25 protein-coding genes are annotated in these 25,503 nt (G+C 60.2%); 15 read left to right on the forward strand and 10 right to left on the reverse strand.

The genetic code is table 11. The features are described 5' to 3' along the window. Nucleotides 1–68 precede the first annotated feature (68 nt). On the forward strand, nucleotides 69–974 hold the full coding sequence (locus tag N2A41_RS15110) for a LysR family transcriptional regulator (protein ID WP_260109143.1): 906 nt from the start codon (nucleotides 69–71) through the stop codon (nucleotides 972–974). Nucleotides 975–1,022: 48 nt separating this feature from the next. Here N2A41_RS15110 and N2A41_RS15115 read toward each other — a convergent pair whose 3' ends face one another. Next, nucleotides 1,023–2,498, reverse strand: coding sequence for a hypothetical protein (locus N2A41_RS15115; protein WP_260109144.1), 1,476 nt, complete (start codon nucleotides 2,496–2,498; stop codon nucleotides 1,023–1,025). A gap of 368 nt (nucleotides 2,499–2,866) precedes the next feature. Here N2A41_RS15115 and N2A41_RS15120 point away from each other — a divergent pair, with 368 nt between their 5' ends. The 5 genes from N2A41_RS15120 (at nucleotide 2,867) to N2A41_RS15140 (ending at nucleotide 8,097) form a co-directional block, all read left to right on the forward strand. Further along, on the forward strand, nucleotides 2,867–3,475 hold the full coding sequence (locus N2A41_RS15120) for a 50S ribosomal protein L25/general stress protein Ctc (protein ID WP_017965326.1): 609 nt from the start codon (nucleotides 2,867–2,869) through the stop codon (nucleotides 3,473–3,475). Nucleotides 3,476–3,710: 235 nt separating this feature from the next. Further along, on the forward strand, nucleotides 3,711–6,062 hold the full coding sequence (locus N2A41_RS15125; protein WP_260109145.1) for an EAL domain-containing protein: 2,352 nt from the start codon (nucleotides 3,711–3,713) through the stop codon (nucleotides 6,060–6,062). 25 nt (nucleotides 6,063–6,087) lie between these two features. Further along, nucleotides 6,088–6,801 (forward strand): substrate-binding periplasmic protein, encoded by a 714-nt coding sequence (locus tag N2A41_RS15130; RefSeq protein WP_026154253.1) that lies wholly within the window; start codon nucleotides 6,088–6,090, stop codon nucleotides 6,799–6,801. Nucleotides 6,802–6,907: 106 nt separating this feature from the next. After that, nucleotides 6,908–7,639 carry an aminoacyl-tRNA hydrolase gene (gene pth / locus N2A41_RS15135; RefSeq protein ID WP_222386567.1) on the forward strand — a complete coding sequence of 244 codons (732 nt, stop codon included), beginning with the start codon at nucleotides 6,908–6,910 and terminating at the stop codon, nucleotides 7,637–7,639. A gap of 5 nt (nucleotides 7,640–7,644) precedes the next feature. Beyond that, the gene (locus N2A41_RS15140) at nucleotides 7,645–8,097 is read left to right on the forward strand and encodes a GNAT family N-acetyltransferase (protein WP_260109146.1); all 453 of its coding nucleotides are present in this window, start codon (nucleotides 7,645–7,647) and stop codon (nucleotides 8,095–8,097) included. Between the two features lie 31 nt (nucleotides 8,098–8,128). On the opposite strand, the gene clpS is transcribed toward N2A41_RS15140, so the two are convergent. Then, entirely contained in the window at nucleotides 8,129–8,440 is a 312-nt protein-coding gene (gene clpS / locus N2A41_RS15145; protein WP_162116518.1) for an ATP-dependent Clp protease adapter ClpS, read from the reverse strand. 341 nt (nucleotides 8,441–8,781) lie between these two features. Between clpS and ychF the strand changes: the two genes are divergently transcribed. Further along, complete coding sequence (gene ychF, locus N2A41_RS15150) at nucleotides 8,782–9,885, forward strand: redox-regulated ATPase YchF (protein WP_170276321.1); 1,104 nt, start codon at nucleotides 8,782–8,784, stop codon at nucleotides 9,883–9,885. A gap of 72 nt (nucleotides 9,886–9,957) precedes the next feature. Here the strand turns inward: ychF and N2A41_RS15155 are convergent, their stop codons facing one another. After that, a complete protein-coding gene (locus N2A41_RS15155; RefSeq protein WP_260109147.1) occupies nucleotides 9,958–11,052 on the reverse strand; it encodes a hypothetical protein in 1,095 nt (364 codons plus the stop codon). A gap of 81 nt (nucleotides 11,053–11,133) precedes the next feature. Here N2A41_RS15155 and N2A41_RS15160 point away from each other — a divergent pair, with 81 nt between their 5' ends. Both N2A41_RS15160 and N2A41_RS15165 read left to right on the forward strand, forming a co-directional pair. Continuing rightward, a complete protein-coding gene (locus N2A41_RS15160) occupies nucleotides 11,134–11,598 on the forward strand; it encodes a MaoC family dehydratase (protein ID WP_260109148.1) in 465 nt (154 codons plus the stop codon). Then, on the forward strand, nucleotides 11,595–12,062 hold the full coding sequence (locus N2A41_RS15165; protein ID WP_260109149.1) for a MaoC family dehydratase: 468 nt from the start codon (nucleotides 11,595–11,597) through the stop codon (nucleotides 12,060–12,062). Before N2A41_RS15160 ends, N2A41_RS15165 begins: the two co-directional genes overlap by 4 nt. Nucleotides 12,063–12,147: 85 nt before the next feature. Here the strand turns inward: N2A41_RS15165 and N2A41_RS15170 are convergent, their stop codons facing one another. The 4 genes from N2A41_RS15170 to petA all read right to left on the reverse strand — a co-directional run bounded on the left by N2A41_RS15170 (nucleotide 12,148) and on the right by petA (nucleotide 15,583). Next, entirely contained in the window at nucleotides 12,148–12,690 is a 543-nt protein-coding gene (locus tag N2A41_RS15170) for an adenine phosphoribosyltransferase (protein WP_260109150.1), read from the reverse strand. A gap of 114 nt (nucleotides 12,691–12,804) precedes the next feature. Further along, nucleotides 12,805–13,689, reverse strand: coding sequence for a cytochrome c1 (locus N2A41_RS15175; RefSeq protein ID WP_017965337.1), 885 nt, complete (start codon nucleotides 13,687–13,689; stop codon nucleotides 12,805–12,807). A 20-nt stretch (nucleotides 13,690–13,709) separates the two neighbouring features. Continuing rightward, nucleotides 13,710–14,990, reverse strand: a complete 1,281-nt coding sequence (locus N2A41_RS15180; RefSeq protein WP_260109151.1) for a cytochrome b — start codon at nucleotides 14,988–14,990, stop codon at nucleotides 13,710–13,712. Nucleotides 14,991–15,004: 14 nt separating this feature from the next. Further along, nucleotides 15,005–15,583, reverse strand: coding sequence for a ubiquinol-cytochrome c reductase iron-sulfur subunit (gene petA / locus N2A41_RS15185; protein WP_026154254.1), 579 nt, complete (start codon nucleotides 15,581–15,583; stop codon nucleotides 15,005–15,007). A gap of 284 nt (nucleotides 15,584–15,867) precedes the next feature. Between petA and N2A41_RS15190 the strand changes: the two genes are divergently transcribed. Then, on the forward strand, nucleotides 15,868–16,800 hold the full coding sequence (locus tag N2A41_RS15190) for an endonuclease/exonuclease/phosphatase family protein (protein WP_222386572.1): 933 nt from the start codon (nucleotides 15,868–15,870) through the stop codon (nucleotides 16,798–16,800). Here the strand turns inward: N2A41_RS15190 and N2A41_RS15195 are convergent. Beyond that, nucleotides 16,756–18,669 carry an ABC transporter ATP-binding protein gene (locus N2A41_RS15195; protein ID WP_260109152.1) on the reverse strand — a complete coding sequence of 638 codons (1,914 nt, stop codon included), beginning with the start codon at nucleotides 18,667–18,669 and terminating at the stop codon, nucleotides 16,756–16,758. The two genes, N2A41_RS15190 and N2A41_RS15195, sit on opposite strands and share 45 nt — an antisense overlap. 162 nt (nucleotides 18,670–18,831) lie before the next feature. Here N2A41_RS15195 and N2A41_RS15200 point away from each other — a divergent pair, with 162 nt between their 5' ends. Beyond that, nucleotides 18,832–19,062 (forward strand): ribbon-helix-helix protein, CopG family, encoded by a 231-nt coding sequence (locus N2A41_RS15200; RefSeq protein ID WP_026154255.1) that lies wholly within the window; start codon nucleotides 18,832–18,834, stop codon nucleotides 19,060–19,062. A gap of 112 nt (nucleotides 19,063–19,174) precedes the next feature. On the opposite strand, the gene N2A41_RS15205 is transcribed toward N2A41_RS15200, so the two are convergent. Then, a complete protein-coding gene (locus tag N2A41_RS15205) occupies nucleotides 19,175–21,031 on the reverse strand; it encodes an ABC transporter ATP-binding protein (protein ID WP_017965342.1) in 1,857 nt (618 codons plus the stop codon). Between the two features lie 385 nt (nucleotides 21,032–21,416). Here N2A41_RS15205 and N2A41_RS15210 point away from each other — a divergent pair, with 385 nt between their 5' ends. Together N2A41_RS15210 and N2A41_RS15215 are read left to right on the forward strand one after the other, a co-directional pair. Continuing rightward, nucleotides 21,417–21,878 (forward strand): tRNA (cytidine(34)-2'-O)-methyltransferase, encoded by a 462-nt coding sequence (locus N2A41_RS15210; protein WP_260109153.1) that lies wholly within the window; start codon nucleotides 21,417–21,419, stop codon nucleotides 21,876–21,878. A 209-nt stretch (nucleotides 21,879–22,087) separates the two neighbouring features. Beyond that, nucleotides 22,088–23,734, forward strand: coding sequence for a Na/Pi cotransporter family protein (locus N2A41_RS15215; protein WP_260109154.1), 1,647 nt, complete (start codon nucleotides 22,088–22,090; stop codon nucleotides 23,732–23,734). A gap of 3 nt (nucleotides 23,735–23,737) precedes the next feature. Here the strand turns inward: N2A41_RS15215 and N2A41_RS15220 are convergent, their stop codons facing one another. After that, nucleotides 23,738–23,998 carry a hypothetical protein gene (locus tag N2A41_RS15220; RefSeq protein WP_222386575.1) on the reverse strand — a complete coding sequence of 87 codons (261 nt, stop codon included), beginning with the start codon at nucleotides 23,996–23,998 and terminating at the stop codon, nucleotides 23,738–23,740. Between the two features lie 179 nt (nucleotides 23,999–24,177). On the opposite strand from N2A41_RS15220, the gene hemF reads away from it, so the two are divergent. Both hemF and N2A41_RS15230 read left to right on the forward strand, forming a co-directional pair. Beyond that, nucleotides 24,178–25,089, forward strand: a complete 912-nt coding sequence (gene hemF / locus N2A41_RS15225; protein WP_260109155.1) for an oxygen-dependent coproporphyrinogen oxidase — start codon at nucleotides 24,178–24,180, stop codon at nucleotides 25,087–25,089. A gap of 102 nt (nucleotides 25,090–25,191) precedes the next feature. Next, nucleotides 25,192–25,461 carry a hypothetical protein gene (locus tag N2A41_RS15230; RefSeq protein WP_017965347.1) on the forward strand — a complete coding sequence of 90 codons (270 nt, stop codon included), beginning with the start codon at nucleotides 25,192–25,194 and terminating at the stop codon, nucleotides 25,459–25,461. Nucleotides 25,462–25,503 lie beyond the last annotated feature (42 nt).

Here is a 25,503-nt window from a genome sequence, read left to right on the forward strand (position 1 = left end):
TCAAAACATTATTGCGAAAAATCCGCCGAATCGATAAGGCTTATGAAGTTCAACTTCATAATAGACCGATGGCGCCCGACCCCTTCAACGGTTTGACGGAATTCCTGGCCGTCGCCGACGCCAGGAGCTTCACCGCTGCCGCCGCATCGCTCGGCGTCACGCCGACTGCCGTCAGCCAGACGATCCGCGCGCTCGAGGTGAAGCTCGGCGTGCCGCTCTTCGTCCGCACCACGCGGCGCGTCGCGCTCACCGAAGCCGGTGCCGCGCTCTTCCAGCGCGTCCGTCCGGCTGCCGCCGATATATCAGATGCGTTCGACATGTTGGGTGGCTTCCGCGACCGCCCGCTCGGGCACCTGCGCCTCACCGTGCCGCGCATGGCTGTGCCGCTGATCGTGACGCCGCTGCTGCCGCAATTTCGCAACGCCTATCCCGATATCTCCGTCGAGATCTCGGTCGATGATGCGGCAATCGATATCACCGAACGCGGTTTCGACGCCGGCATCCGCATCGGCGAGGCGATCGAAAAGGACATGATCGTCATGCGACTGACATCTGACATCATCTGGACGGTCGTCGGCTCGCCCGGCTATTTCGCCCGATATGGTCGGCCGGTGACGCCGGAGGACCTCACCCGCCATCAGGCGATCCGCTACCGCTATCCGACATCGGGCGTCATCTATCGCTGGGAATTCGAGCGAGACGGCCACGACTTCTCCGTCGATGCGCCGGGCAGCCTGATGGTCAACGACTTCCTGCTGCTGCTCGAGCTCGCCGAGGCCGGGCTCGGTCTTGCCTATTTGCCGGATATTTCCGTCGGCGAGGCCGTGACATCAGGGCGGCTCGAACGCGTGCTCGATCCCTTCTTGCCGACCACGCCCGGTCTCTTTGCCTATTTCCCCGCCCGCTCGCAGACGCAGCTGAAGTTGCGCGCTTTCCTCGACATGGCAACGGCGCTGCTGCGCCGCAAAGGGTGATACCCTAGCCGGCGCATCTGCTCTTCGGTCGAAAGACCCTGGGATACGCTATTGCGGCTGGACCGTTTCCTGGTCCGCTTCCTTGACCACTTGGCCGTTAACGGTGATCGCGCCGTCGCGGCCGATGCTGATGTCCCAGCGCGAACGGCCATCTGCATCGGTCTTGGCGAAGCCCTTCACCATCATCATGCCGAAGGAGACTTGGTTGAGGTCGGGATCCGTCTTGGCAAGCTCCTGAACCGCGGCAATCGTCTTGTCGAGATCGCGGGCAAGGATCGTCGCCTCCATCGAATAGTCCTTCTGGGTATCGACCCGTCCCTCGATCTTGCCCGTCATGTCGACGTCGTAGACATCGGACTTGGCGCTGACCTTCGGAAACTCGATGGTGAGCCGGCCATCGCGGAAGAGCTTTTTCGCCATCTCGTCGCCGCTTTGCTCTGGCGGCTTGGCATTGAAATCCATCGCCATGAGCGCGTCGCCGAAGGTGGCGAAATCCAGATTCGGAATGGCGAGCTGCAGATCGAAATTGGTCGGCACGAAGGGCGAATAACTTGCCGGCATTGCCGGACTGTCGAGGCTGATGTCCTTCGCATCGATGCCGAAGCCGAAACGCATGGCGTCGCTCGGCCCATCCATAACCAGGTTGTAACCGAATGCCTTGACGCCGCCATTGCCCATCTGGTTGCTGACCGTCAGATTATTGACCCCGATCGTCTCACTGAACGAGGCAAGAATCGGAAAGGCTTGCTTCAGCATTCCCTTTATCTTGTCGCTGTTTTCCGGGCTTAATTCTTTCTCCTCGAGATGGTCGAGAATGAAAAGGAAGATCTCGCGGATTTGCTTGGCCGGCAGACCGTTCACCTTGGCATCGAAATCGATCGAGTCGGCACGGATTTCAACAGGCGGCATTTGCAGGCCGGAAACCTGCTCGACGAAAGTCGACATGGAGCCGCCGCCCGCAAAATCGATACGCCCATTGCCGCCTGCGCTGTCCGTCGAGGTCAGCTTTTGGTCCATCCCGGCAAAGCTGGCATGGACTTCCTCGGTGTCGGACTTGCTGGCGACTTTGATGTCCTTGGCGGTGAAGGTGCCGGAGCGCAGGTAGCTGATCGCCGGGTCGAAGACGCCGGTATAGACAAGCGAAGCGATGGAGTAGGAGAAATCCGTCGGCTTCTGGTCTGGGCCTTTGAAATGGCCGGAGACATTGAGGTTGTTGTCACCCTCAACGTTCCAGAGCCCGCTATCGAGCGGCGTAGCGAACATCGAGAACGGCGTCAGCCCGCTGATCGCAAATGTCGCTGGATCGGCCTTGGCAAGCAGCTTCGCCAGATCGTAGATGATCTCGTAGCGTGTGCCCGCCGGATTGACGGTGACCATGCCGCTCTTCGCCAGATCCTCGGGAAGCAGCTTCGTCAGATTGTCCTTGACCGCATTGGCGCCATCCTGATTGATCTCGACGCCCTGGGCCGTGGTGACAAGGCAAAGTGCCAGCAAGCTCGTTGCCGTGACAAGTTTGAGACGCATAGTCCGATTTCTCCTCAGCCCCTTTTTGAATGCGGCCATCCAAAGATGCGAAGCGCGCCGATGTCAACCTCAGCTGTGGAAGAGAATAGCGATTTTGCCGTTCGTACGGCCGCGTATTTCGGACGGGCGAGAACATCGCCTCCTCGTGTGCGGCACTCGGCTCACCGTGACGATCGGTTTGCCGAAGCGTGTGGAAAACAGCCAAATCCGCAACTTGCGTTTCCGATCGACTTATAATATAGGCCACCGGTCCGTGTAGACACCCTTGGAGGCAACGCGGATGAGGTCGGGTCATACCGCCTCCGGTTCGTCGGAACAAGGCTTTTGCCCGCCGCCGAACTCTCCAAATAACCTCGAAAGGAATAGCCATGAGCCAGGAAACTTACGAGCTCAAGGCCGAGGCGCGCGAACGGGTTGGTAAGGGGTCCGCCCGTGAACTTCGCCGCAACGGTTTGATTCCCGCTGTTATCTATGGTGACAAGCAGGCCCCCATTTCCATCGCTCTCAACACCAATGAGGTGACGAAGCGAATTCACGCCGGTGCTTTCATGACCACCGTGGCGACGATCGACGTCGACGGCAAGAAACACAAGGTTCTGCCGAAGGACTACCAACTCGATCCGGTCCGTGACTTCACCATGCATGTCGATTTCCTGCGCGTCTCCGGCAACACCCAGGTGACCGTCGAAATCCCGGTTCACTTCATCAACGAAGAGAAGTCCCCGGGCCTCAAGGTCGGCGGCGTTCTGAACATCGTTCGCCATGAAGTCGAAGTTCATTGCCCGGCCGATGCGATCCCTGAGTTCTTCAACATTGATCTCAGCGGCAAGAAGATCGGCGACAGCGTCCATATCGCGGAAGTCACTCTGCCGAAGGGCGTCACCCCGGTCATCGACCGCGACTTCACGATCGCGACGATTATCGCTCCGGCTGCCGGCATCGACGAGAGCGCCGCGGAAGGCGAAGCCGAAGCCTGATCGCTTCGATCAATTTGTAAAGCATATGGCCCGCTTTCCCCAGTGAACTGGCCCCCGAAGGTTGTCGTCCAACTTTCGGAGGCCAATTCACAGGGAAAGCGGGCTTTTCATTGCCCCGTAAGGCCCCGTTTCAGCAACATTTAACAAATTCGTGAAAGCATGTTCCGTCAGCTGCGAAGAAGCCCGCCTTAATGCGCGACGGCAAATGTGGCGGCCTGGGGGAGTAGACGGAAACATGAACAATTCCGTTGAGAACAGATTTTTTGCGATAGTTTGCGGAGCGCTGCTTGTTTTTGTCGCTCCCCTCTTTGTTCTCTTCCTTTTTCTTTCCTCAGAACGGGCCGACAAGGAAATACGTGATCACATCTCCGTTCTTCTCGTCGCGAATGCCCAGGCGCTTGCCAAACCGCTGTGGGACCTCGATGAGGAGAGCGTTACCCAGATCAGCGCGACAGTCGTTTCCCAAGGCGCCATCGTCAAGGTCGAAGTGCGTGACCAGTCAGGCCAGCTCGATGTCAGCCAGTCTACCATTCCACGCTCCTTCGACGGAAAGCTGGTGCAGGTGTCGCGCGCCATCATCTACAACACTGTCGACGGTCCGAAGAACCTCGGCAGCATCAGCGTCTATTATCCCGCACTCGGCCTGTTTTCCGGCCTGAAACAGGAAGAGGTCGTCTTCATCTCGATCTTCATCTTCGCGGTGCTGACCGTTTTCGGCACGGCGCTGATCGGCAACCGTTTCTTCGTCATCCAGCCGCTGATGCGGCTGACGGCGGCGATCGAGGCCACCCGCCAGCTGGGCTCCCGCCATCATGTCGACTGGCAGTCGAACGACGAGATGGGACGGCTTGCCCATAGCTTTAACGAGATGCAGACCAAGCTCGAAAGCGAGGAAAAGGAGCTGAAGCTCGCCCACCGCCGCGCCACCGACATCTACAATCTGACGCCCGCTATGCTCTTCTCACTCGATGAGGAAGACCGCATCACCGCCGTCAGTGATTATTGGCTGCTTGCCACAGGTTATGACCGCGCCGCCGTCATCGGCCGCAACTTCGCCGATCTCGTCACTTCCGCCACCCGTGACAAATTCGTCAAGCGCCGCCGGGCCGAAAGCGGCATGACCGTCACCGTCAAGTTTGTCTGCCTGGACGGTCGCACCATGGACGTCCTGATCATGGAATCAGAGGCGGGAGCCGGCGCTCACGACCGCCTCTCGCTATCGGTCATGACCGATGTCACCGAACTCAAGGCCTCCGAGGACCGCAACCACCGCCAGGCAATCACCGATCACCTGACCGGGCTTCTTAATCGCCAGGGCTTCGAGGCCGCCCTCGACAACAAGATCGCCGCCGCCGACGCCGCCGGCCAGGAGCTCGCCTGTCTCTTCGTCGATCTCGACCGCTTCAAGTGGATCAACGACAATATGGGCCATGCCGCCGGCGACATGGCGCTGGTCGAGCTCGTCGAGCGCCTGAAAACCCATCTTGCCCCCTGCGACGAGGCAGCCCGTCTCGGCGGCGACGAATTTGCCATCTTGCTGCCGGCAAAGGACGCCGAAAAACGCGCCAAGGCAATGTGCGAGCAGATTGCCACGCTCTTCGAAACGCCATTCGCCCCGGACATGCATCTGAGCGCTTCCGTCGGCATCGCCATCTATCCGCATCATGCCGCAACCGCGGCCGAACTGCTGCAGAAATCCGACATGGCGATGTATGCCAAGAAACGCGACGGCAAAAACGGCGCGCAGCTCTTCGACAATGCCATGCTCGACCGTGCCCGCCGCCGCGCCGAGATCGAAGCCAATATCGAAGCCGGCCTCGTCGACAACTGGTTCGAGGCCTTCCTGCAGCCGATCGTCAACCTGAACGGTCGCGGCATATCAGGTTTCGAGGCGCTAATGCGCCTCAACCATCCACAGAAGGGCTTGATGCCGCCGGCCGAGATCATCAGTGTCGCCGAGGAGACGGCAAAAATTGTCCGCGTCGGCAACGTCATCATGGAAAAGGCGGTCGCCAACCTCGCGGAGATCTCCCGCATCCCCGGTATGCAGGATACCTATCTCGCCATCAACTTCTCGCCGCTGCAGTTCGAGCCGGCGCTGCCGGCCCGTCTTGCCGCCATCGTCGGTCGCCACGGCATCCGTCCCGAGCGCATCGTCGTCGAGATCACCGAGGCTGTGCTGATGCACGACAACCCTGAGATCCGCATGATCGTCACCGAGCTTCGTCGCTTCGGCTGCCGTATCGCGCTTGACGATTTCGGCACCGGCTATTCGTCGCTGAGCTACCTGAACCGCTTCCCTGTCGACATCATCAAGATCGACCAGTCTTTCACCCGCGCGATCAACGATGACGATGACGACGTGCGCCAGAAGAGCCGCATGCTGATCGAAGGCATCACCACGCTCTCCCACAAGATGGACTGCACCGTTATTGCCGAAGGCATCGAGACCGAAGAGGAGTGCCGCACGCTCCACCAGATGGGGCTTGACTATGGCCAGGGCTACCTCTTCCACCGTCCGCAGCACGCCGCCACGCTGATCGAGGAACTGATGGCCTCGCAATCGGCCATCGCACGCGCCTCGTAAACGAAGAACGAAGGAGATGATGCCGATGAAAAAGCTCCTGCTTCTCGCATGCCTGGCGCTGCCATGCACCGCCCATGCTCAAACGGTGACCTTCGCGACCGAGGATTATGCCCCCTTCAACTACCGCGAAGGCAAGGAGATCAAAGGCGCGACCGTCGAGCAGGTCGAAAAGATAATGGCCGCGATCGGCGTCGACTACACGATCGAAATCATGCCCTGGGCGCGCGCTTTCAGCCTTGCCCGCACGGCTCCGATGACCTGTGTCTTCGCGACCGCCCACAACGGCGCGCGTGACCCGTTGTTTAAATGGGTCGAGCCGCTGCTCGTCGACCGTAACATCCTGATCACCCGCAAGGGTTCTGATGTCACCGCCAGCAATCTGGACGAGGCGAAGAAATACACGGTCGGCACTCAGCGCGAGGATTACACCGAGACGATCCTGAAGGAGAAGGGCTTTACCAAGCTCGATGTCGCCAGCGACTTCAACGCGACGCTGCGCAAACTGCTTGGCGGGCGCATCGACATGATGCCGATCTCCGAACTCTATTTCGAAAAGCTGCAGGCCGAGCAGCCGGTGGAGATGGTGACGGTGCTCTCCTCCCAGCCGATGGGCATCGCCTGCGAGAAGAACTTTCCGGCCGATCTGCTCGCCAGGATGCAGACTGCCCTCGACAAGCTGATCGCCGATGGCGACCAAAAGCAGATCTTCCTGAAATACGGCATGAACCTGTCGGACTGACCCTGTCTGAGTGACCTTGGCCGACAGACCGCTGCCCTTTCCGCTTGACTTTGCTTTCATTTCGCGGTGGTGAACGGCGGGAAGTTCTAGCAAGGAAAAGCAGACCATGCTGATCATCGCGGGTCTCGGCAATCCCGGCGGCAAATACGCCGGCAACCGCCACAATATCGGCTTCATGGCCGTCGACGCCATTCATCGGCGCCACAGCTTTTCGCCCTGGTCGAAGAAGTTCAGGGCCGAGATCGCCGAGGGCGAGCTCGGCGGCGAGAAGGTGCTGCTGATCAAGCCGCAGACCTTCATGAATCTTTCCGGCGAGTCCGTCGGCGAAGCGATGCGTTTCTACAAGCTCCAGCCGGCCGATCTCGTGGCGATCTACGACGAGCTCGACCTTCCCCAGGGCAAGGCGCGGCTGAAGACCGGTGGTGGCCACAACGGCCACAACGGCATCAAGTCGCTCGACGCCCATTGCGGCAAGGAGTACCGGCGGCTGCGCCTCGGCATCGGCCATCCCGGCGTCAAGGAGATGGTTCAGAGCCACGTGCTCGGCGATTTCACCAAGGCCGACAAGGCCTGGGTGGAGCCGCTTCTGGACACGCTCGCCGACAATGCCGACATGCTGGTGCGAAACGAGGATTCGCAGTTGATGAACAAGATCGCGCTGGCGCTCGGCGGCAAGGCCGAGGAGGAGAAGCCAGCGCAGGAAAAAAAGGACGCCGAGAAGAAGCCGGCCGGCCAGTCGCATATCCATCAGGCTCGCGGCCACAATCAGCCGAAGCTGCCGGTGACCGGCCCGATGGCCGACATGCTGAAAAAGATGTTCGGCAACAAGGGCGATTGAGATTGATGCCGGATGGAGACGTCATCATCCGCCCTGCTGTCCGCGGCGATCTTCCCGGTCTCCTGGCCCTCTACCACCAATTGAACCCCGCCGACCCGGTTCTTGACGAGGCCAGTGCGGAGGAACGCATTTCCGCCATCCTCGCCCAGCCCGGCATGACCGTCTTCATCGGTGTTGCGGGTAACGTCGTCATCGCCACCGTCACGCTCGTCGTCGCGCCGAACCTGACGCGGAGCGGCGCCCCCTATGCGCTCGTCGAAAACGTCGTCACCCATGCCGATCATCGCAAGCGCGGTTATGCCCGCGCCGTCATCGCCCATGCGGTTGCAGACGCCTGGAGCGCCGGCTGCTACAAGGTGATGCTGCTCACCGGCTCCAAAAATCCGGCAACATTGCGCTTCTATGAGAATTGCTGCTTCGTGCAGGAGAAGACCGGCTATCAGATTCGCCGGCTTTGACCCCGTTTTAGAGGCGGCCCTCAGGCAGCACCTATTCTTCCGGTTCGGTGGTGAACATCAGCGGAAAGCCCATGCCCTTGGCAAGGTCGATGCCTTCCTTGGCCTTGGTCTCGGCGATATCTCTGGCGCAGACCACGACCACGCAGGAACCGAGCTTGTGCGCCGTCATCATCACCCGGTAGCCGGTCTCCTCGCTCATGCGGAATACCGCCTTAAGGACCATGATGACGAACTCGCGCGGGGTATAGTCATCATTGACGAGGATGACCTTGTAGAGCTTCGGCTTGTCCAGCTTCGGCTTCACCTTGGTCTTCGGTTTCACGGCAATGTCACTGTCACTCATCGGAAAAATCCACCCGTTGATGACATGGGATCAGGAATCTTCAAAACCACCTAATCATTGTCGATGACGAATTTTCGACAGCCGGCCGGCCGGCTCCCCGCCCCAAACAGGCAAGAGCTTGTCGCCGGCTTCGACACCGATGGGGCCACTGCGTCTATACGAACAGCGACCGGCATTCTGATGAAATCAGCAATACGTCGAAATCTCCATCGGTATTCAAGAATAGGCCAGCACCGATCCGTCGGCAAGTGAGGTACGCTAAAAGCTCTCTAAGACTTGACCACATTGCTCCTTTATCTCATAGGCACCAGCAAGGAATTCAAGAACAGCAGGTTTCAGCCATGGGCTTCAAATGCGGTATCGTCGGGCTGCCGAATGTCGGCAAATCGACCCTCTTCAACGCGCTCACCAAGACGGCCGCCGCACAGGCGGCGAATTATCCCTTCTGTACCATCGAGCCGAACACCGGCGAAGTCGCCGTTCCCGATCCGCGCATGCGCAAGCTTGCCGACGTCGCCAAGTCGAAGGAATTGATCCCGACCCGCATCTCCTTCGTCGATATCGCCGGCCTGGTGCGCGGCGCCTCGAAGGGTGAAGGCCTCGGCAACCAGTTTCTCGCCAATATCCGCGAGGTCGATGCTATCGTGCATGTGCTGCGCTGCTTCGAAGACAGCGACATCACCCATGTCGAGGGCCGCATCAACCCGGTCGCCGATGCTGAGACGATCGAGACCGAGCTGATGCTTGCCGATCTCGAGAGCCTGGAGCGCCGCACCGAGCAGACCCGCAAGCGCGCCACCGGCAAGGACAAGGATTCGGTGGCGATGCTGCCGATCATGGAAGCCTCGCTGAAGCTGCTCAACGAAGGCAAGCCGGTTCGCACGCTGCTGTCGACGCTCGACGCGGAAGAAATCGTCATCCTCAAGAGCCTCAATCTTCTGACTTCGCATCCCGTGCTCTACGTCTGCAACGTCGCCGAAGGCGATGCCTCGACCGGCAACGAATTCACCGAGGCCGTCGCGGTGATGGCAAAGGAGCAGGGTGCCGAAACCGTCACGATCTCGGCGGCGATCGAGTCTGAGGTCGCCCAGCTTCCCGAGGAGGAGGCCAAGGAATTCCTCTCCGCCCTCGACCTCGACGAGGCGGGCCTAGACCGGCTGATCCGCGCCGGCTACAAGCTGCTCCACCTCATCACCTATTTCACCGTCGGCCCGAAGGAAACACGCGCCTGGACGATCGAGCGCGGCACCAAGGCGCCGCAGGCCGCCGGCGTCATCCATTCGGATTTCGAACGCGGCTTCATCCGCGCCAACACCATCGCCTATGACGACTACATCAAATATAACGGTGAAGTCGGCGCCAAGGATGCCGGCAAAGCTCGCGACGAAGGCAAGGAATATGTCGTCCAGGACGGCGACGTCATCCACTTCCGCTTCAACACCTGAACGGATACTGCCGCTATCCCGATCGATTCATTTCGCCCAAATCGCTCAGCGGTTTGGGCGAAATCGTAAGATTTACGGAGTTGCCTCTAAGACGGCCGGCGGCAGTCTTTGCGAAATGGCGGCCGGCAGCGCCCGCAGCACGATGCGGCGCAGCGGCATCCAGCCCGTTCCGATAACGAGCACGATCACCCCGACGACGATCAGCGTGGTGAAGATATAGGTATCAACCGTCGCACTTCCCTGCCGGAAAATGCCGTAAATCGCAAAGCCGAGCGACAGCAGTCCAGACGTGACGAAGGCCCGCCGGTCGATGACAAGGCCGATCAGCATCAGCACCGCAACGCTGATAACGATGATCGGCGTCTTGATCGAAACCGTCTGGGCAACATCCAGCAAATTGCCGTCGAACGAAATCAGCAGGCGGACGCTGAAGAGCAGCGCCGGTGCAGCACCCAGATGAAGCCAGAAGGCGATATCGGAGCGAGTCGTCCGGCGCATCCGATCGCCAAGGTCGAAATACAGCGCCGTTGCGAACAGCCCGAGAGCGCAAACGAGGCAGACCATCGCGAGCAAGACGGGATGGTTGGCGAAGAATTGCGGATCCCCGCTCGCCCATTGCATGAGCCGCAAAAGCAGGGTGAGGACGAATGCAAGGGCCGACATGATGCAGAGCGCCAACGCCAACGGCACACGATAGCGGACATAATAGGCGCCGAGAATGATAGGGAAGCCGGCAACGAACTGCGTCGCCTCCGCCCCGTTGAAAGCGGGTGTTATCGGCTTGAAGAAGAAGGACATCAGCAGGAATGTCCAGCAGAACAGCGCGATCGTCAGGCTGACTGCCGGCAGAGCAAGCCGCTGCCGGCGCACCAGGATCTCCGAAAGCACAATGATCGCAGGCAGCACGGCATAAAGTGCGGCAAGCCCCCAGAGGCCGCCGAGCGCCACGACGACACCGATCGTGATCAGCACATCGTGAAAGCCGCGCACGAAACGCGGTGTCTCGGTATCCGACCAAGCCTGCTCTTCCTGCGCTGCGATTACCGGCCGCGCCTCTATGACGGTGACGCCGCGCTCGGCCAGAAACGGCAAAAGCCGCCCGCCTGCCTCCGGCGAAATCAGCCCCTGGTGTGCAGCTTCGTCGAGTATCGATCTCAGTTCCGTCATACCCGTTTATCTCCCCGGAATCATTGAGCCCGCGCGGATGCTATTGTAAGCATTGTGGGCTGCATATGGCGGGAGGAACGAATGTCGGCAGAAAAACTTTCCTTCGAGGATTTCCGGCCCGGCCGCCGCTTCGCGCTTGGCCCGAAGCTGGTCGTCGCCGAAGAAATCGTTGAGTTTGCAAGGGAATTCGATCCGCAGCCGATGCATCTCGACGAGGCTGCCGGTCGCGCCAGCATTCTCGGCGGGCTTGCCGCCTCTGGCTGGCATACCTCTTCGATGTTCATGCGCATGATGGCCGACAGCTATCTCCTGAACGCGCTCGCCGAGGGCGCGCCTGGTATCGATTTGATGGAATGGCGCAAGCCTGTCCTTGCCGGCGACACGCTGTCGGGCCATTCGACTGTGCTCGAATCCCGGCCGATGCGCTCGCGGCCCGGCATGGGCATCGTCAAGTTCCGCCATGAGGTGGAAAACCAACGAGGCCAACTCGTCCTGGTCTCAGAAAATTCGGTCATGCTCCGCATGCGCCCGGAGACATCAGCATGAAAATGTCCGACCTCTATACCGTCGGCGAGAAGGCCGAGATCGGCAGCTATACCTTCACCGAGGAAAGCATCATCCGCTTTGCCAAGCGCTTCGATCCACAGCGTTTTCATATCGACAGGCAGGCGGCAAGGGAAAGCCTCTTCGGCGACCTCTGCGCCTCCGGCTGGCACACGACGGCCGCCTGGATGCAGACTTTCATCGGCTTTTGGGAGAGGCAGAGCACAGCACTCGCGGAAAAGGGCCTGACAGCACCGAAGCTCGGCCCATCACCGGGTTTTCAGAAGCTGCAATGGCTGCGGCCGGTGTTCGTCGACGATAACGTGTCCTATTCCGTCGCCTTGCTCTCCAGCCGGGCGCTCGCTTCACGGCCGGGCCGGCACGTCAACACGATCCTCTGCGAAGGCGTTAATCAAAACGGCGATCCCGTTATCCGCTTCGAAAGCGGCGTCCTCGAATTCGACTGACGCCGCCCGCAATGGATGTGGTTCGGAGCATGGTGCCGAAAAGTGTGAGCGGTTTTCGGACGACATCATGCTCTATTTCTTTGATCTAATGCCCGGAGAATTCGACCAGCGTGTGCACGATTACGCCGAGTTCTTCCAGCTTCCTGCGGCCGCCGAGATCCGGCAGGTCGATGACGAAGCAGGCCCCGACCACTTCCGCGCCCATCTGGCGCAGCAGCTTCGTTGCGCCGACTGCCGTGCCGCCGGTGGCGATCAGGTCGTCAACCAGGATCACCTTCTCGCCGGGCTGCACCGCATCGCGATGCATCTCCATCTCGTCGACGCCATATTCCAGGCTGTAGGCGATGCGCACGGTCTCGTGCGGCAGTTTGCCCTTCTTGCGGATCGGCACGAAGCCCGAGGAAAGCTGGTGGGCCACCGCACCGCCCAGAATGAAGCCGCGCGCCTCCATGCCGGCGATCTTGTCGATTTTCGTGCCCGCATAGGGCTGCACCAGTTCGTCAACCGCCCTGCGGAAAGTGCGTGGATTGCCGAGCAGCGTGGTGATGTCACGGAAAATGATGCCGGGCTTGGGATAGTCCAAAATGGAGCGGATGCTGGCTGCGAGCTCCGAAGTCGTATTGTCCATGGAAAGTCCATATTCTGCGAGGGCATGAAACTGGCCGCACCCTATCAATTGCCAGGGGCGGAACCAACAGAAAAGGCGGCCGAGGCCGCCTTTTGAATGTCGATCGGGAACCGCTCAATGTTCCTTGTTGGCGTAGATCGAGCGCTTCGTCAGGTAGATCAGCACCGTGAAGATCAAGAGGAAGATCATCACCATGAAGCCCGTACGCTTGCGCTCCTCAAGATGCGGCTCGGCGGCCCACATCAGGAAGGCGGAGACGTCCTTCGAATACTGGTCGACCGTCGCCGGCGCGCCATCGTCATAGGTCACCTGGCCGTCGGAGAGCGGCTTCGGCATGGCAAGGACAGCCGCGGCATGGAAATAGGGATTATAATGTCCGCCCTGCGGCACCTGGAAACCGGCCGGCGGCTCTTCATAGCCGGTCAGCAGCGAATGGATGTAATCCGGACCACCTTCCTGATACTGCGTGAAGATGTCGAAGACGAATTGCGGGAAGCCGCGCTCGACTTCGCGAGCCTTCGCAATCAGCGAAAAGTCGGGCGGAGCCGCACCGTTGTTGGAAGCAGCAGCGGCCTCCGCGTTCGGGAAAGGCGCCGGGAAGTGATCGGAGGGGACCGCTTTGCGGGTAAACATCTCGCCGGCAGCGTTCGGGCCGTCCTGAACCTCGTAATTCGCTGCGAAAGCCTTCACCTGCGCCTCGGAATAACCGAGCTCGTCGAGCATGCGGAAGGGCACGAGGTTCATCGAATGACAGGCGGAACAGACTTCGGTGTAGACCTTGAGGCCGCGCTGAAGCTGACCCTTGTCGTAGTGGCCGAACGGACCGGCGAAAGTCCATTCCTCCTCCTTCGGCTCCTTCAGCGGATAGTGCGGCGTCGCACTTTCCTCGTGATGGGCGGGAGCCGCGCCGTTTGCGGGCGTCGCCTCCTGGGCAAAGGCGGCGCTGCTGAGAACGGTAGCGACAGCGAGCGGCAGAATGCTTGCAACAAGCTTTTTCATATTCCTATTCCTTCGCTCGCTTACGCTTTGGCCGCCGCACTGGCTGCAGCTGTTTTGTTGCGCTTTTCGAGCACCGCTTCGGTGATCGAGTTCGGGATGCGGCGCGGCGTTTCCACCAGGCCGAGAACTGGCATCGCGACCAGGAAGAAAGCGAAGTAGAGGAGTGTGCAGAACTGCGAGATCATGACATAGCCACCTTCCGCCGGCTGCGAACCGAGCCAGCCGAGGATGATCGCATTGATCACGAACAGCCAGTAGAACAGCTTGTACCAGGGGCGGTAGACGGCCGAACGGACCTTCGACGTATCGAGCCAGGGCAGGAAGAACAGCACGATGATCGCGCCGAACATCACCAGCACGCCGCCAAGCTTGGAGTCGATCGGACCGACGTTGAAGGTGATCGAACGCAGCATCGCGTAGAACGGCAGGAAGTACCATTCCGGAACGATATGGGCCGGCGTCTTCAACGGGTCGGCCGGGATGTAGTTGTCGGCGTGGCCGAGGAAGTTCGGCAGGTAGAAGACGAAATAGGCATAGACCAACAGGAAGATTGAGACGCCGAGAGCATCCTTCATCGTCGCATAAGGCGTGAAGCGCACCGTGTCCGTCTTCGTCTTGACCTCGACGCCCGTCGGGTTCGTCTGGCCGACGACGTGCAGTGCCCAGATGTGCAGGATGACGACGCCGGCGATCATAAACGGCAGCAGGTAGTGCAGCGAGAAGAAGCGGTTCAGCGTCGGATTTTCGACCGCGAAACCGCCGAGCAGGAACTGCTGCACCCATTCGCCAATCAGCGGGAAGGCCGAGAAGAAGCCGGTGATGACGGTGGCGCCCCAGAAGGACATCTGGCCCCAGGGCAGAACGTAGCCCATGAAGCCGGTCGCCATCATCAAGAGGTAGATGACCACGCCGAGGATCCAGAGGATTTCGCGCGGCGCCTTGTAGGAGCCGTAATAGAGGCCGCGGGCAATGTGCAGGTACACCGCGACGAAGAAGAAGGATGCGCCGTTGGCATGCATATAGCGCAGCAGCCAGCCGTGGTTGACGTCGCGCATGATCTTTTCAACGGAGTTGAAGGCGACCGACGATTCGGCAGCGTAATGCATGGCGAGCGTGACGCCCGTCAGGATCTGCACCACCAGCATGATGGCGAGCATGGCGCCGAAGGTGTAGGCGTAATTCAGGTTACGCGGAACCGGATAGGCGACGAAGCTGTCATAGACCATGCGCGGCAGTGGAAGGCGCGCATCGACCCATTTCTCGAGGCCGGTTGATGGCTCGTAGCTGGAATGGCCACTCATTAATCAGTCTCCCCTCAACCGATCTTGATCTTGGTATCGGACAAAAATGAAAAGGTCGGAATCGCCAGGTTCTGCGGCGCCGGGCCTTTGCGGATGCGGCCGGCCGTGTCGTAGACCGAGCCATGGCAGGGACAGAACCAACCATTATATTCACCGGCCTGGCCGAGCGGCACGCAGCCGAGATGCGTGCAGGTGCCGATCATGACGATCCAGTTTTCCTTGCCCTTGCCGCCCGAACGGTCAACACCCGTTGCCTGAGCGTCGACAGGAAGGTTTGCATTGCGCGCGATCGGGTCCTTCAGATCGCCAAGCTGGACGGCGTTTGCCGCTTCCACTTCCTCAGGCGTGCGATTGCGGATGAAGATCGGCTTGCCGCGCCATTTGACCGTCAGTGACATGCCAGGCTCAAGGCTGGCAACGTCGACTTCGATGGAGGCGAGAGCGAGCGTCGAAGCGTCAGGACGCATCTGATCGATGAATGGCCAAGCGACTGCAACGGCGCCGACGGCGCCTGCCATACCAGTGGTGAGATAAAGGAAATCACGGCGAGTGGGTTCGCCCATGCCCTCGCTTGTCGTTTCGTGTTCGCTCACGGCTAACATCCTCTGCGCAATTTTCGCGGAATTCCGCCCTGCCCCCTCTACCGGCGAATCTCTCTGGACACAATTCGGCCATAGATTCCCCGGCAATCCGGCGCGTTCTATGCTTGATCGCAAATTATGTCCAGCCTTGGCAAGGGGATGAGGGCACAATGTCGCGGGAAATTTCGGAGGAATTTTTTAAGGCAAACACGCGCTTGCCATTATGTTGCATTGCAACAAAAACGGCCTCGTGATAGGCGCAGTCGCAGCCACGCCAGCGAGCCGGACCGGAGCGGATGAGAGACACGATTTTTTGCGTATTCAGCGTCCTCACGACCCTCGTTCTCGCCATCGTCTCTCTGCGATACGTTGCCGATTTCTATCTGCTGTCGTTCTTTTACAGCTTCCAGGTCCATCTGGCGGTGGCCGGTGTGGTGGCCTCCGTCGCAGCCCTTCTCGTCAAGCGGCATTGGTATGCGCTGCTGACCTTCGCGGTATCGGTGGTCCTTGCCGTCCACGGCGTCGTGATGATGCGCGAGTTCATCGAACCATCAGTCGAGGAGAGCCGCCCGGCCCTGTTCAGGCTGATGTCCTTCAATATCGAGAACGATAATTTCGCAAACGGCCCTGACATCGCCGACATGGTCATCGCCTCGGGCGCCGATGTCGTCAACATCCTGGAGGCCGAACCGGTGCTGTCTGAACTGCCGCGGTTGTTGAAGGCCTATCCCTATTACATCGGATGCGGCGTCGGCATGGAGCAATGCGATACGCTGGTCTTGTCGAAACGTCCGCTGATCGAACCCCACATCCGCAATCTCGGCCTGCTCTGGCGCAATCGGCTGACGATCTCGACGATCGATTTCGACGGCCAGAAGGTCAATTTCCTCGCCGCGCACCTGACAAAACCTTATTACGATGAGTTCCACGGCCTCGAAATCTGGGATCTCGCGGAGATCATCCCTTCCCTTTCGGGACCGCTCGTCCTTTCCGGTGATTTCAATACGTCGATTCTGGCGCCAGACGTGCAGTATCTCATGCGCACCCAAAGCTTGGGCACGGTATCGCTGGAGCCCGCGACATGGCCGATCCGGGCCGGCGCCTTCGGTATTCCGATCGATCACGTCTTTACCCGGGCGCCGCTGCGGCTGAAATCGGTGCGCCGCATCGAGAACGGCTTCGGATCAAATCATTTTGGCCTCATGGCGGAATTTGTCATCGATCCTTGAGCCCGTGTCCTCATCCGTAGCGAGGAAGCCGCCGGACTGGCGCGCCCAAAGTTCGGCATAGAGCCCGCCGTGGCGAAGCAGTTCGTCATGACTGCCTTCCTCGATAATCCGGCCGAGATCGACGACGATGAGCCGGTCGAGCGCGGCGATCGTCGACAGCCGATGGGCGATCGCAAGCACCGTCTTGCCTTCCATGATCCGATGGAGATTGGACTGGATCGCTTCCTCCACTTCCGAATCGAGCGCCGACGTCGCTTCGTCGAGAACGAGGATTGGGGCGTCCTTCAGCATGACGCGGGCAATGGCGATGCGCTGCCGCTGCCCGCCTGACAGTTTGACGCCGCGTTCGCCGACATGCGCATCGAAACCTCTATGGCCCTGCTGATCCTGCAGGCGGGCGATGAAGTCGATGGCTTCGGCGCGCCTCGCCGCCTCCACCAGCCCGTCCTCGCCGGCATCCGGCCGTCCGAACAGGATATTGTCGCGCACCGAACGATGCAGCAACGAGGTGTCCTGGCTGACGACGCCGATCTGCATCCTGAGCGATTCCTGCGTCACGGCTGCAATATCCTGGCCGTCGATCAGAATGCGGCCGTCCTGAATATCGTAGAGGCGCAGCAGCAGGTTCATCAGCGTTGATTTCCCCGCGCCCGAACGACCGACGATCCCGACCTTCTCGCCGGGCCGGATGGTCAGGGAGAAATTCTCGACGACCGGCTGATGACCCTTGCCGTAGCGGAAGGAAACATTGTCGAAGCGGATACCCGGGTGCCGGACCACCAGGTTTTTCGCATCAAGCCGATCGACGAGCCCTAGAGGCTGGGAGATCAGTTCGGCGGCGTTCTGGATGGTGCCTAGATTGCGCATGATGCCGTTGAACTGCGTCATCAGCCGTCCGAGCAGGAAATTCAACCTCAGCACCAGTGCCAGAGAGAATGCCACCGCGCCCGAACTGACCAGGCCGCGCAGCCAGAGATCGACGCTCAGCCCGGCCATCGTCACGATCATCAGGCCGGAGAGCAGCGCCATGGAGGCCCTGACGCCGGTGATGAACCGCGTGAAGCGCAGCACCGTATCCTGAAAGATATCGAAGCCCTGCCGCATATAGCGGTCGCTCTCCTCATCGCGCGCGAACAGCTTTAGCGTCTGCATGTTGCTGTAGGAGTCGACCATCCTGCCGTTCAGCATCGATCCGGCTTCCGCCGTTTCGCGGGAATGATGGCGGATGCGCGGAACGAAGTGGCGCGCAAGCAGGCTGAAGGCGCCAAGCCAGAACAGCACGACGGCGGCAAGGGAAAAGTCCAGCCGGGCGACGAGCACGAGCGTCGTTACGGCATAAATGCCGACGAACCAGACGCTTTCCATCAGCGAGGTGACGAGATCGCCGGTCGCTTGCCCCGCCGACCAGACCTTGGTGACGATGCGCCCGGAGAAATCGCTCTGGAAGAACGACAATGACTGCCTGGAGACGTAGAGATAGGATTGCCAGCGAGCGAGATTGTAGAAGCCCGGTGTGATTACCTGCTGGTCGACGAGTGCGATCAGGAAGGCGACGACGAAGCGTACGAGCCCGATAAGGGCGAGCATGCCGAACAATTCGCCGCCATGGGCGGCGAGAAGACCGTTCCAGCCGGCACCCGGCGTGATGCTCCCGAGGATATCGACCAAGCGTCCGACGAACCAGAATAGTGCAGCCTCGATTGCCGCCGATGTCCCACCGAGAACGAGCATGGCGATAAACGGCATCCTCGCCTGGCTGATATAGAACCAGATGAATCCGAGCGTCGAGCGCGGCGGTTGGAGATTGGCGCGTGGGCGGAACGGGTCGATCCAGGTTTCGAACCGGCGGAGGATGGGCTTCAGCAACATAGAAGCGATATAGGCGGATTAGCCGACCCGGCAAAGGGAATGAAAAGCGGACAGAATGTTATATTTTGGTAATTATCGATAACATCGGCGGCATCGGCATTGACTGCCCCTCAACCGGTCACAATCTGACGTTACAATCGCGCTTCACCGGAGACAACGTCCATGGAAACGAAAATGCTCGATGCGCATATTCCGCTTCCGCTTGCAGAAAGGCTGGATGCCCTGGCCATCGACCTGGCGCTGCCGCGCGATGAAATCGTCACCGAGGCCATCACCGCCTGGATCGACCAGGAGGAGCGCCGCCGCATCACAGCGTTGCGCACGATCGCCGCCGCCAACAACATCGTCCTCATCGAACATCACCGCGCGATTGATTGGGCCGACAGCCTTTGAACGTCTAAGAAGCAAACGCGGTCAGGTCTTCAGCAACCGTCCAGCAAGCTCATAGCCACCCTAAGAATTCAAGAGGCCCTCCCCACTTCCGTGGAGAGGGCCTCATTGCATCTTATTGCGCCGCTACTTCCGCTTCCTCGGCATGATCGGAGAGGAAGCCGCCGGACTGGCGGTTCCAGAGGTCGGCATAGATGCCGCCTCCCGCGATCAGTTCGCTGTGCGAACCGGCCTCGATGATCCGGCCCTTGTCGAGCACGATCAGCCGGTCCATCTCCGTCAGCGTCGAAAGCCGGTGGGCGATCGCGATCACCGTCTTGCCCTCCATCAGGGCGAAGAGGTTTTCCTGGATCGCCGCCTCAACTTCCGAATCAAGCGCCGAGGTCGCCTCGTCGAGCACCAGGATCGGCGCGTCCTTGAGGAAGACGCGGGCGATCGCGATGCGCTGCCGCTGGCCGCCGGAGAGCTTGACGCCGCGTTCGCCGACCTGCGCGTCCAGCCCTTCGCGGCCCTGCAAGTCGACGAGACCTTCGATGAACTCCCAGGCATTCGCGCGTTTGGCGGCCTCGATCACCTCGGCGTCCGTTGCATCGGGGCGACCGTAGGCGATGTTGTCGCGGATCGAGCGATGCAGCAGCGAGGTGTCCTGCGTCACCACGCCGATCAGCGAGCGCAGGCTTTCCTGCGAAACGCCGGCGATGTCCTGCCCGTCGATGGTGATGCGGCCGGCCTCCAAATCATAGAAGCGCAGCAGCAGGTTCATCAGTGTCGTCTTGCCGGCGCCGGAGCGGCCGACCAGCCCGACCTTCTCGCCCGCCTTGATGTCGAGCGAAAGATTGTCGATGACGCCCTTGCTCTTGCCGTAGTGAAAGCGGATCCGGTCGTAGTGGATCGCACCCTTCTTCGCCGTCAGGGTGGGTGCGCCCGGCTTGTCGACGATGTCGTGCTGTTTGCTCATCATCTCCATGCCGTCATAGACCGTGCCGATATTCTCAAACAGTGCCGAGACTTCCCACATGATCCATTGCGACATGCCGTTGACACGCATGGCAAGACCGATGGCGATGGCGATGGCGCCGACCGAGATCGCTCCATTCAGCCAGAACCAGATCGATAGGCCCGAGATGACGAAGAGCGCGATGCAGTTGTTCATGTAGACGCTGATATGGAAGAGCGTCACCTTGCGCATCTGCTTGTGCACGGTCTGCAGGAACTCGTCCATGCCCTGCTTGGCGTAAACCTCCTCGCGCCCCGCATGCGAAAACAGCTTGACGGTCGCGATATTGGTATAGCTGTCGACCACGCGTCCCGTCATCATCGAGCGCGCATCCGCCTGCGCCGCCGCGATCTTGCGAAGCCGCGGCACGAAATAGGCGACGATGCTAATATAGACCGCCAGCCAGACGAGGATCGGGATCATCAGCCGCCAGTCGGCCGCTGCGATGACGACGATCATCGTCAGGAAGTAGGTGACGACATAGACGAAGACGTCGAGGATCTTCATCACCGTTTCGCGCACCGCAAGCGACGTCTGCATCACCTTGGTCGCGACGCGTCCGGCAAACTCATTGGCAAAGAACGACATGCTGTGGCGCAGCAGGAAGCGGTGCATCTGCCAGCGTGCGATCATCGGATAATTGCCGAGCATCATCTGATGCATGATGAGAGAATCGAGCCCGGCAGTCAGCGGCAGGCCGACCAGCACCAGCGCCGCCATCCAGAAAAGCTTGTGACCTTCTCTCTCCAGGAAGGTGGCGCGGTCAGCATTGGTCAGCCAGTCGACGATGTCACCGAGGAACTGGAAGAGCGCCACTTCGCCGATCGCGATCAGTGCGGTCAGCACGGCCATCAGGCCGAGCCAGGGCGCGGCCGGCTTGCTGTAGTGCCAGCAGAAGGCAAAAAGGCCTTTCGGCGGGACGACGGGGTCCTCGCTTGGAAAGGGATTGAGTCGCTGTTCGAACCAGCCAAACATGAAATTGCTCCGAAACGTCAGCGTTCCGGCTCCCGGCTTCGCGCCATCCCAGCGCTACGCAAGCACACATGGGAACCGAACGTTCAAGGGGCGAGGCTGAGACAGCCGCACAATGGATCAGAAAGGAAATTCAGGGAAGCAAGCCGCACTATCGGCGGAAAATCGCACCGCTTGGCATCACGGCCGGGAGGCGCACATACAGCAAAATATTCATTCTGGCGCTCCTTGCTGGCGATTGAAGATATGCACCGATAACGCGAAAACGACGAATTTTCCAGCCCTATTCTGCCAGAGAAATCATCTTTTCGGGCCCAAACGCGTCATGTTGCTTCGAAATCACAGTTGCATTAGGCCTTTGGCGGTGAAAGCGGAAAGATGGCGCATCATGACTTCACTCAGACTGGCACTCTATCAGCCGGATATTCCGGGCAATACCGGCACGATCCTGCGCCTTGCCGCCTGCCTTGGTTTCGCGGTCGATCTGATCGAGCCCGCCGGCTTCGACATTTCCGACCGCAACCTGAAACGGGCCGGCATGGATTATATCGCCGCTGCCGCCCTCACCCGCCATGTCGGCTGGGACCGCTTCGAGGCGTGGCGTCTGATCACCGGCCGCCGCCTGATCCTCGCCTCGACCAAGGCGGCGGATCGCTATACCGATCTTGCCTACCGCACGGACGATATCCTGCTTTTCGGTCGCGAAAGCGCCGGCGTGCCGGATCAGGTGCATGAGAGGGCCGATGCGCGCGTCCTGATCCCGATGGTCGAAGGCCAGCGCTCGATCAACGTCGCAGTCTCGGCCGCGATGATCGTCGGCGAGGCGATGCGCCAGACTGTCTGGGCTTGAACCACATCAGACTGGCGGAGAATAATCCGGCGCAATCGTAAATCAGCTCCGCATTGTCGGAAATTGACATTGCCAAGCCGTCAAACCGGTTTATATTTATTAGCCGAACAATAAAAACTGCTCCCCGACCTCTAAGATTCCAACGGCTTGGAAAGTTTTATTTAGAAAAACCACGCTCTCAGGACGTGAAAGAAGAATAAAACAACAAAATGGACTCTACAATTATCATGATCAACCTGTTCGGCGCCGTGGCTCTGCTGCTGTTCGGCCTCGCGCAGGTAAAGGATGGCGTATCCAGAGCCTTCGGCGCGCGCCTGAGAACAGGTCTGGCGACCGGCACGCGCGGCAGCCTTCGTTCTTTCCTGTCAGGCCTCGTCGCAACCATCGCGCTGCAGAGCTCGACGGCAACGGCACTGATGACGGCCTCCTTCGTCGAGCGTGACCTGATCAAGCCGCGCATGGCGCAGATCGTCCTGCTCGGCGCTAATGTCGGTACCGCGATCACCGCCTGGATCGTGGCAACGGGCATCGAATGGCTCTCTCCTCTCCTGATTCTTGGCGGCATCGTGCTTTGCCGCGGCCGTTCAAGCGCCAGCCAGGGTGGTGGCACAGCGCTGATCGGCATCGGCCTGATGCTGCTGTCGCTGCACCTGCTTGGCCTTGCGACGGAACCGATGCGCGCCTCTCCCGCCCTTGCCGCTTTCATCGGCCTGCTGGACGGCGCCCTGCCCGTGGCGATGATCGTCTCGGCAGCACTTGCCTTCGCATCTTCGTCGAGCCTTGCGGTGGTGGTGCTCATCCTGTCACTCGCCTCGGCCGGCGTGGTTTCCGCAGAACTCGTCATCGTGCTCGTGCTCGGCGCCAATCTCGGCGGCGCAATACCGCCTGTCGTCGCGACATTGTCCGGCCCGGTTTCGGCGCGGCGCGTCACCCTCGGCAATCTCGCCGTCCGCACGCTCGGCTGCCTTATCGCCCTGCCGCTGGCAGGATATGGCGCGGAACTCATTCAAATGCTGCCCTTCGGCCCTGCCAAGCTGCCGGTCGATGCCCATCTTGCCTTCAACCTTCTGCTGGCGGCGCTGGCCTGGCCATTCTCCCGGCCGCTCGCTGCCCTGATGGCCCGGCTGGTGCCGGATCAAGCCGAGCCCGACAGCGCTCCGAAATATCTGGATGCCCAGGAGCTTTCGACGCCGGTCGTGGCGCTGGCCAGCGCTACCCGCGAAGTGCTCGGCGTCGGCGACCTGATCGAGCGCATGCTGATCCGGGTGTCCGAAGCCTTCGAACACGGTGATCCCTCCAAACTTGCCGAGATTCCCGCCCTCGAAGAGCGCGTCGACCGGCTGCAGCAGGCGGTGAAGGTCTATCTCTCGAAGCTCGGCCGCGAGGGTCTCAGCGACGAGAACGCCCGCCGCTCGATCGTCGTCATCGATTATGCGATCAACCTCGAACATATGGGCGACATCATCGAGAAGGGCCTAGCGGAGCAGGTGGCGAAGAAGATCTCCCTTGGCCTGAAATTTTCCGAGGACGGTTATCAGGAACTGCGCAAGCTGTTCGACCTGACGATCGACAATCTGCGGGTCGCCCAGACGATCTTCGTCACCCGCGATTTCAATCTCGCGCGTCAGATGATGGAGGTAAAAGTAGAGGTGCGCCGCATGGAAAAGCAGTCTGCCGAGCGCCATCTCGAACGTCTGCGTGACGGCCGCACCGACAGCCTGCAGACGAGTTCGCTCCATCTCGACATGTTGCGCGACCTGAAGCGCATCAACGCCCACATCGTCTCGGTGGCGCATCCGATCATGGATGAAAGCGGCCTGCTGATCGAAAGCCGCGTGCGGGCGACCGCAAAGTGACGGTCAGTCGGCCGAAGGCAGGCGGCGCATGGTGAATTCGATCTGGTCGCCGTCGAGCTGACGCCAACTCTCCACCTCGGTCCAATAGGCGGCTTTCGGATATTCGTCGAACCATTCGCGCGCCTTGGCGCGTGCGTCCATGAGGCCGAGGCAATATGTCTCACGCACGAAATGGTCTTTCTCGCGCGGAGGATTTTCCGCACGATGTCTCGCTATCCTGCGCTTCAGGCCGTCGAAGGACGGAGGCCCTGGAACTTTTTTCATCAAACTTACCTCCTTGGAAAAGGTAATATCGAAATTCTTGATTTGCGAGTCGAATCTTGGAAGCGCACGGACGGTGATTGGCCACGCTTGGCGAGATGCAGCACCAACTGCTAATTATGGCGTGCAATCAAGAATGAGCGAGTCGCCTCCGAAGGAGATGTCGATCGCCGGAGGCGCAAATGGAACGACCTGAACTGCCGATCGGCTTGCCCGGCGACATCGAAGACAAGAAGGCCGCTGCCCGCAATTGGTTCGAGGGATTGCGCGATACGATCTGCGCCTCCTTCGAGGCCATCGAGGATGAGCTGGAGGGGCCGCTTTCCGACCAGCAGCCTGGCCGCTTCGTCGCCAAGGACTGGTCACGCGAAAACGGCGCCGGCGGCGGTGGCCGAATGTCGATGATGGAAGGCCGCGTCTTCGAGAAGGTCGGCGTCCACACCTCCACAGTCCACGGCGAGTTCTCTCCGGATTTCCGTGGCCAGATACCTGGCGCCAAGGACGATCCGCGTTTCTGGGCCTCGGGCATTTCCCTGATCGCTCATCCCGTCAACCCAAACGTTCCGGCGGTGCATATGAACACCCGCATGGTGGTCACATCAAGCCACTGGTTCGGCGGCGGAGCCGACCTGACGCCGGTGCTGTCGCGCCGCCGCACGCAGGAGGATGAGGATAGCCAGCTTTTCCACAAGGCCATGGAGATCGCCTGCCGCAATCATGCCGTCGCCGATTACGATGCCTACAAGGCCTGGTGCGACGAATATTTCTTCCTGAAACACCGCAACGAGGCCCGCGGCATCGGCGGCATCTTCTACGACTGGCTGCATTCGAGCGAGGAAGCCGGCGGCTGGGATGCCGATTTCGCCTTCACGCGCGATGTCGGCCGGGCCTTCTCCATGGTCTATCCAAAGATCGTCCGCTCCAATTTCAATAAATTGTGGACGGAGGCCGACCGCGACGAACAATTGATCCGCCGGGGCCGCTACGTCGAATTCAATCTGCTGTATGATCGCGGCACGATCTTCGGCCTGAAGACCGGCGGCAACGTTGAATCCATTCTCTCATCGTTGCCCCCCGTCGTCCGCTGGCCATGAAACTGTGAGATCTCGTCGATAAATTCGAGTTGATAGACCTTCACGAAAACTCAGTGCGTCCTAACTTTATGTGTATGTGCGTAACAATCGAGGAGGATTGTCATGACGATACAAGGTGGCTCGCCTGCGTCCACGGATGTCCAGGAAACATCCCGCGCGATCGACACGCCTGAGTTTTTAACGCGCATCGCGGAGAAACTGCGGGCCAAGAGCGGCTCGGATCTGCCGCTGTCCTGCTTCGTCGAGCAGGTCAAGCTGCAACTGGCCAGCGGAAAGTCGCCGGAACAGCTGCAGAATGAAGCAGCGGCCGCCAACAGCAACATGCCCCGCCATCTCTTGGATACCTACAAAGCCTGGGCGATGCCCGACTGACTTTGCCTTTGCTGGCCGGCATGTCGATGCCGGCCGGAACCT

The organism is Rhizobium sp. SRDI969, from assembly GCF_025152725.1.
GTDB classification, from domain to species: Bacteria; Pseudomonadota; Alphaproteobacteria; order Rhizobiales; family Rhizobiaceae; genus Rhizobium; species Rhizobium leguminosarum_I.

Excerpts from the sequence above, each read along its gene's own strand:
- pth (WP_222386567.1), top strand. The coding sequence starts at position 6,908 with ATGCTGATCATCGCGGGTCTCGGCAATCCCGGCGGCAAATACGCCGGC.
- N2A41_RS15175 (WP_017965337.1), bottom strand. The coding sequence starts at position 13,689 with ATGAAAAAGCTTGTTGCAAGCATTCTGCCGCTCGCTGTCGCTACCGTT.
- N2A41_RS15155 (WP_260109147.1), bottom strand. The coding sequence starts at position 11,052 with ATGACGGAACTGAGATCGATACTCGACGAAGCTGCACACCAGGGGCTG.
- N2A41_RS15170 (WP_260109150.1), bottom strand. The coding sequence starts at position 12,690 with ATGGACAATACGACTTCGGAGCTCGCAGCCAGCATCCGCTCCATTTTG.
- N2A41_RS15180 (WP_260109151.1), bottom strand. The coding sequence starts at position 14,990 with ATGAGTGGCCATTCCAGCTACGAGCCATCAACCGGCCTCGAGAAATGG.
- N2A41_RS15130 (WP_026154253.1), top strand. The coding sequence starts at position 6,088 with ATGAAAAAGCTCCTGCTTCTCGCATGCCTGGCGCTGCCATGCACCGCC.
- N2A41_RS15215 (WP_260109154.1), top strand. The coding sequence starts at position 22,088 with ATGGACTCTACAATTATCATGATCAACCTGTTCGGCGCCGTGGCTCTG.
- ychF (WP_170276321.1), top strand. The coding sequence starts at position 8,782 with ATGGGCTTCAAATGCGGTATCGTCGGGCTGCCGAATGTCGGCAAATCG.
- N2A41_RS15165 (WP_260109149.1), top strand. The coding sequence starts at position 11,595 with ATGAAAATGTCCGACCTCTATACCGTCGGCGAGAAGGCCGAGATCGGC.
- N2A41_RS15200 (WP_026154255.1), top strand. The coding sequence starts at position 18,832 with ATGGAAACGAAAATGCTCGATGCGCATATTCCGCTTCCGCTTGCAGAA.
- N2A41_RS15140 (WP_260109146.1), top strand. The coding sequence starts at position 7,645 with ATGCCGGATGGAGACGTCATCATCCGCCCTGCTGTCCGCGGCGATCTT.
- N2A41_RS15210 (WP_260109153.1), top strand. The coding sequence starts at position 21,417 with ATGACTTCACTCAGACTGGCACTCTATCAGCCGGATATTCCGGGCAAT.
- N2A41_RS15125 (WP_260109145.1), top strand. The coding sequence starts at position 3,711 with ATGAACAATTCCGTTGAGAACAGATTTTTTGCGATAGTTTGCGGAGCG.
- N2A41_RS15120 (WP_017965326.1), top strand. The coding sequence starts at position 2,867 with ATGAGCCAGGAAACTTACGAGCTCAAGGCCGAGGCGCGCGAACGGGTT.
- N2A41_RS15115 (WP_260109144.1), bottom strand. The coding sequence starts at position 2,498 with ATGCGTCTCAAACTTGTCACGGCAACGAGCTTGCTGGCACTTTGCCTT.
- N2A41_RS15190 (WP_222386572.1), top strand. The coding sequence starts at position 15,868 with ATGAGAGACACGATTTTTTGCGTATTCAGCGTCCTCACGACCCTCGTT.
- N2A41_RS15220 (WP_222386575.1), bottom strand. The coding sequence starts at position 23,998 with ATGAAAAAAGTTCCAGGGCCTCCGTCCTTCGACGGCCTGAAGCGCAGG.
- N2A41_RS15230 (WP_017965347.1), top strand. The coding sequence starts at position 25,192 with ATGACGATACAAGGTGGCTCGCCTGCGTCCACGGATGTCCAGGAAACA.
- clpS (WP_162116518.1), bottom strand. The coding sequence starts at position 8,440 with ATGAGTGACAGTGACATTGCCGTGAAACCGAAGACCAAGGTGAAGCCG.
- hemF (WP_260109155.1), top strand. The coding sequence starts at position 24,178 with ATGGAACGACCTGAACTGCCGATCGGCTTGCCCGGCGACATCGAAGAC.
- N2A41_RS15195 (WP_260109152.1), bottom strand. The coding sequence starts at position 18,669 with ATGTTGCTGAAGCCCATCCTCCGCCGGTTCGAAACCTGGATCGACCCG.
- N2A41_RS15205 (WP_017965342.1), bottom strand. The coding sequence starts at position 21,031 with ATGTTTGGCTGGTTCGAACAGCGACTCAATCCCTTTCCAAGCGAGGAC.
- N2A41_RS15160 (WP_260109148.1), top strand. The coding sequence starts at position 11,134 with ATGTCGGCAGAAAAACTTTCCTTCGAGGATTTCCGGCCCGGCCGCCGC.
- N2A41_RS15110 (WP_260109143.1), top strand. The coding sequence starts at position 69 with ATGGCGCCCGACCCCTTCAACGGTTTGACGGAATTCCTGGCCGTCGCC.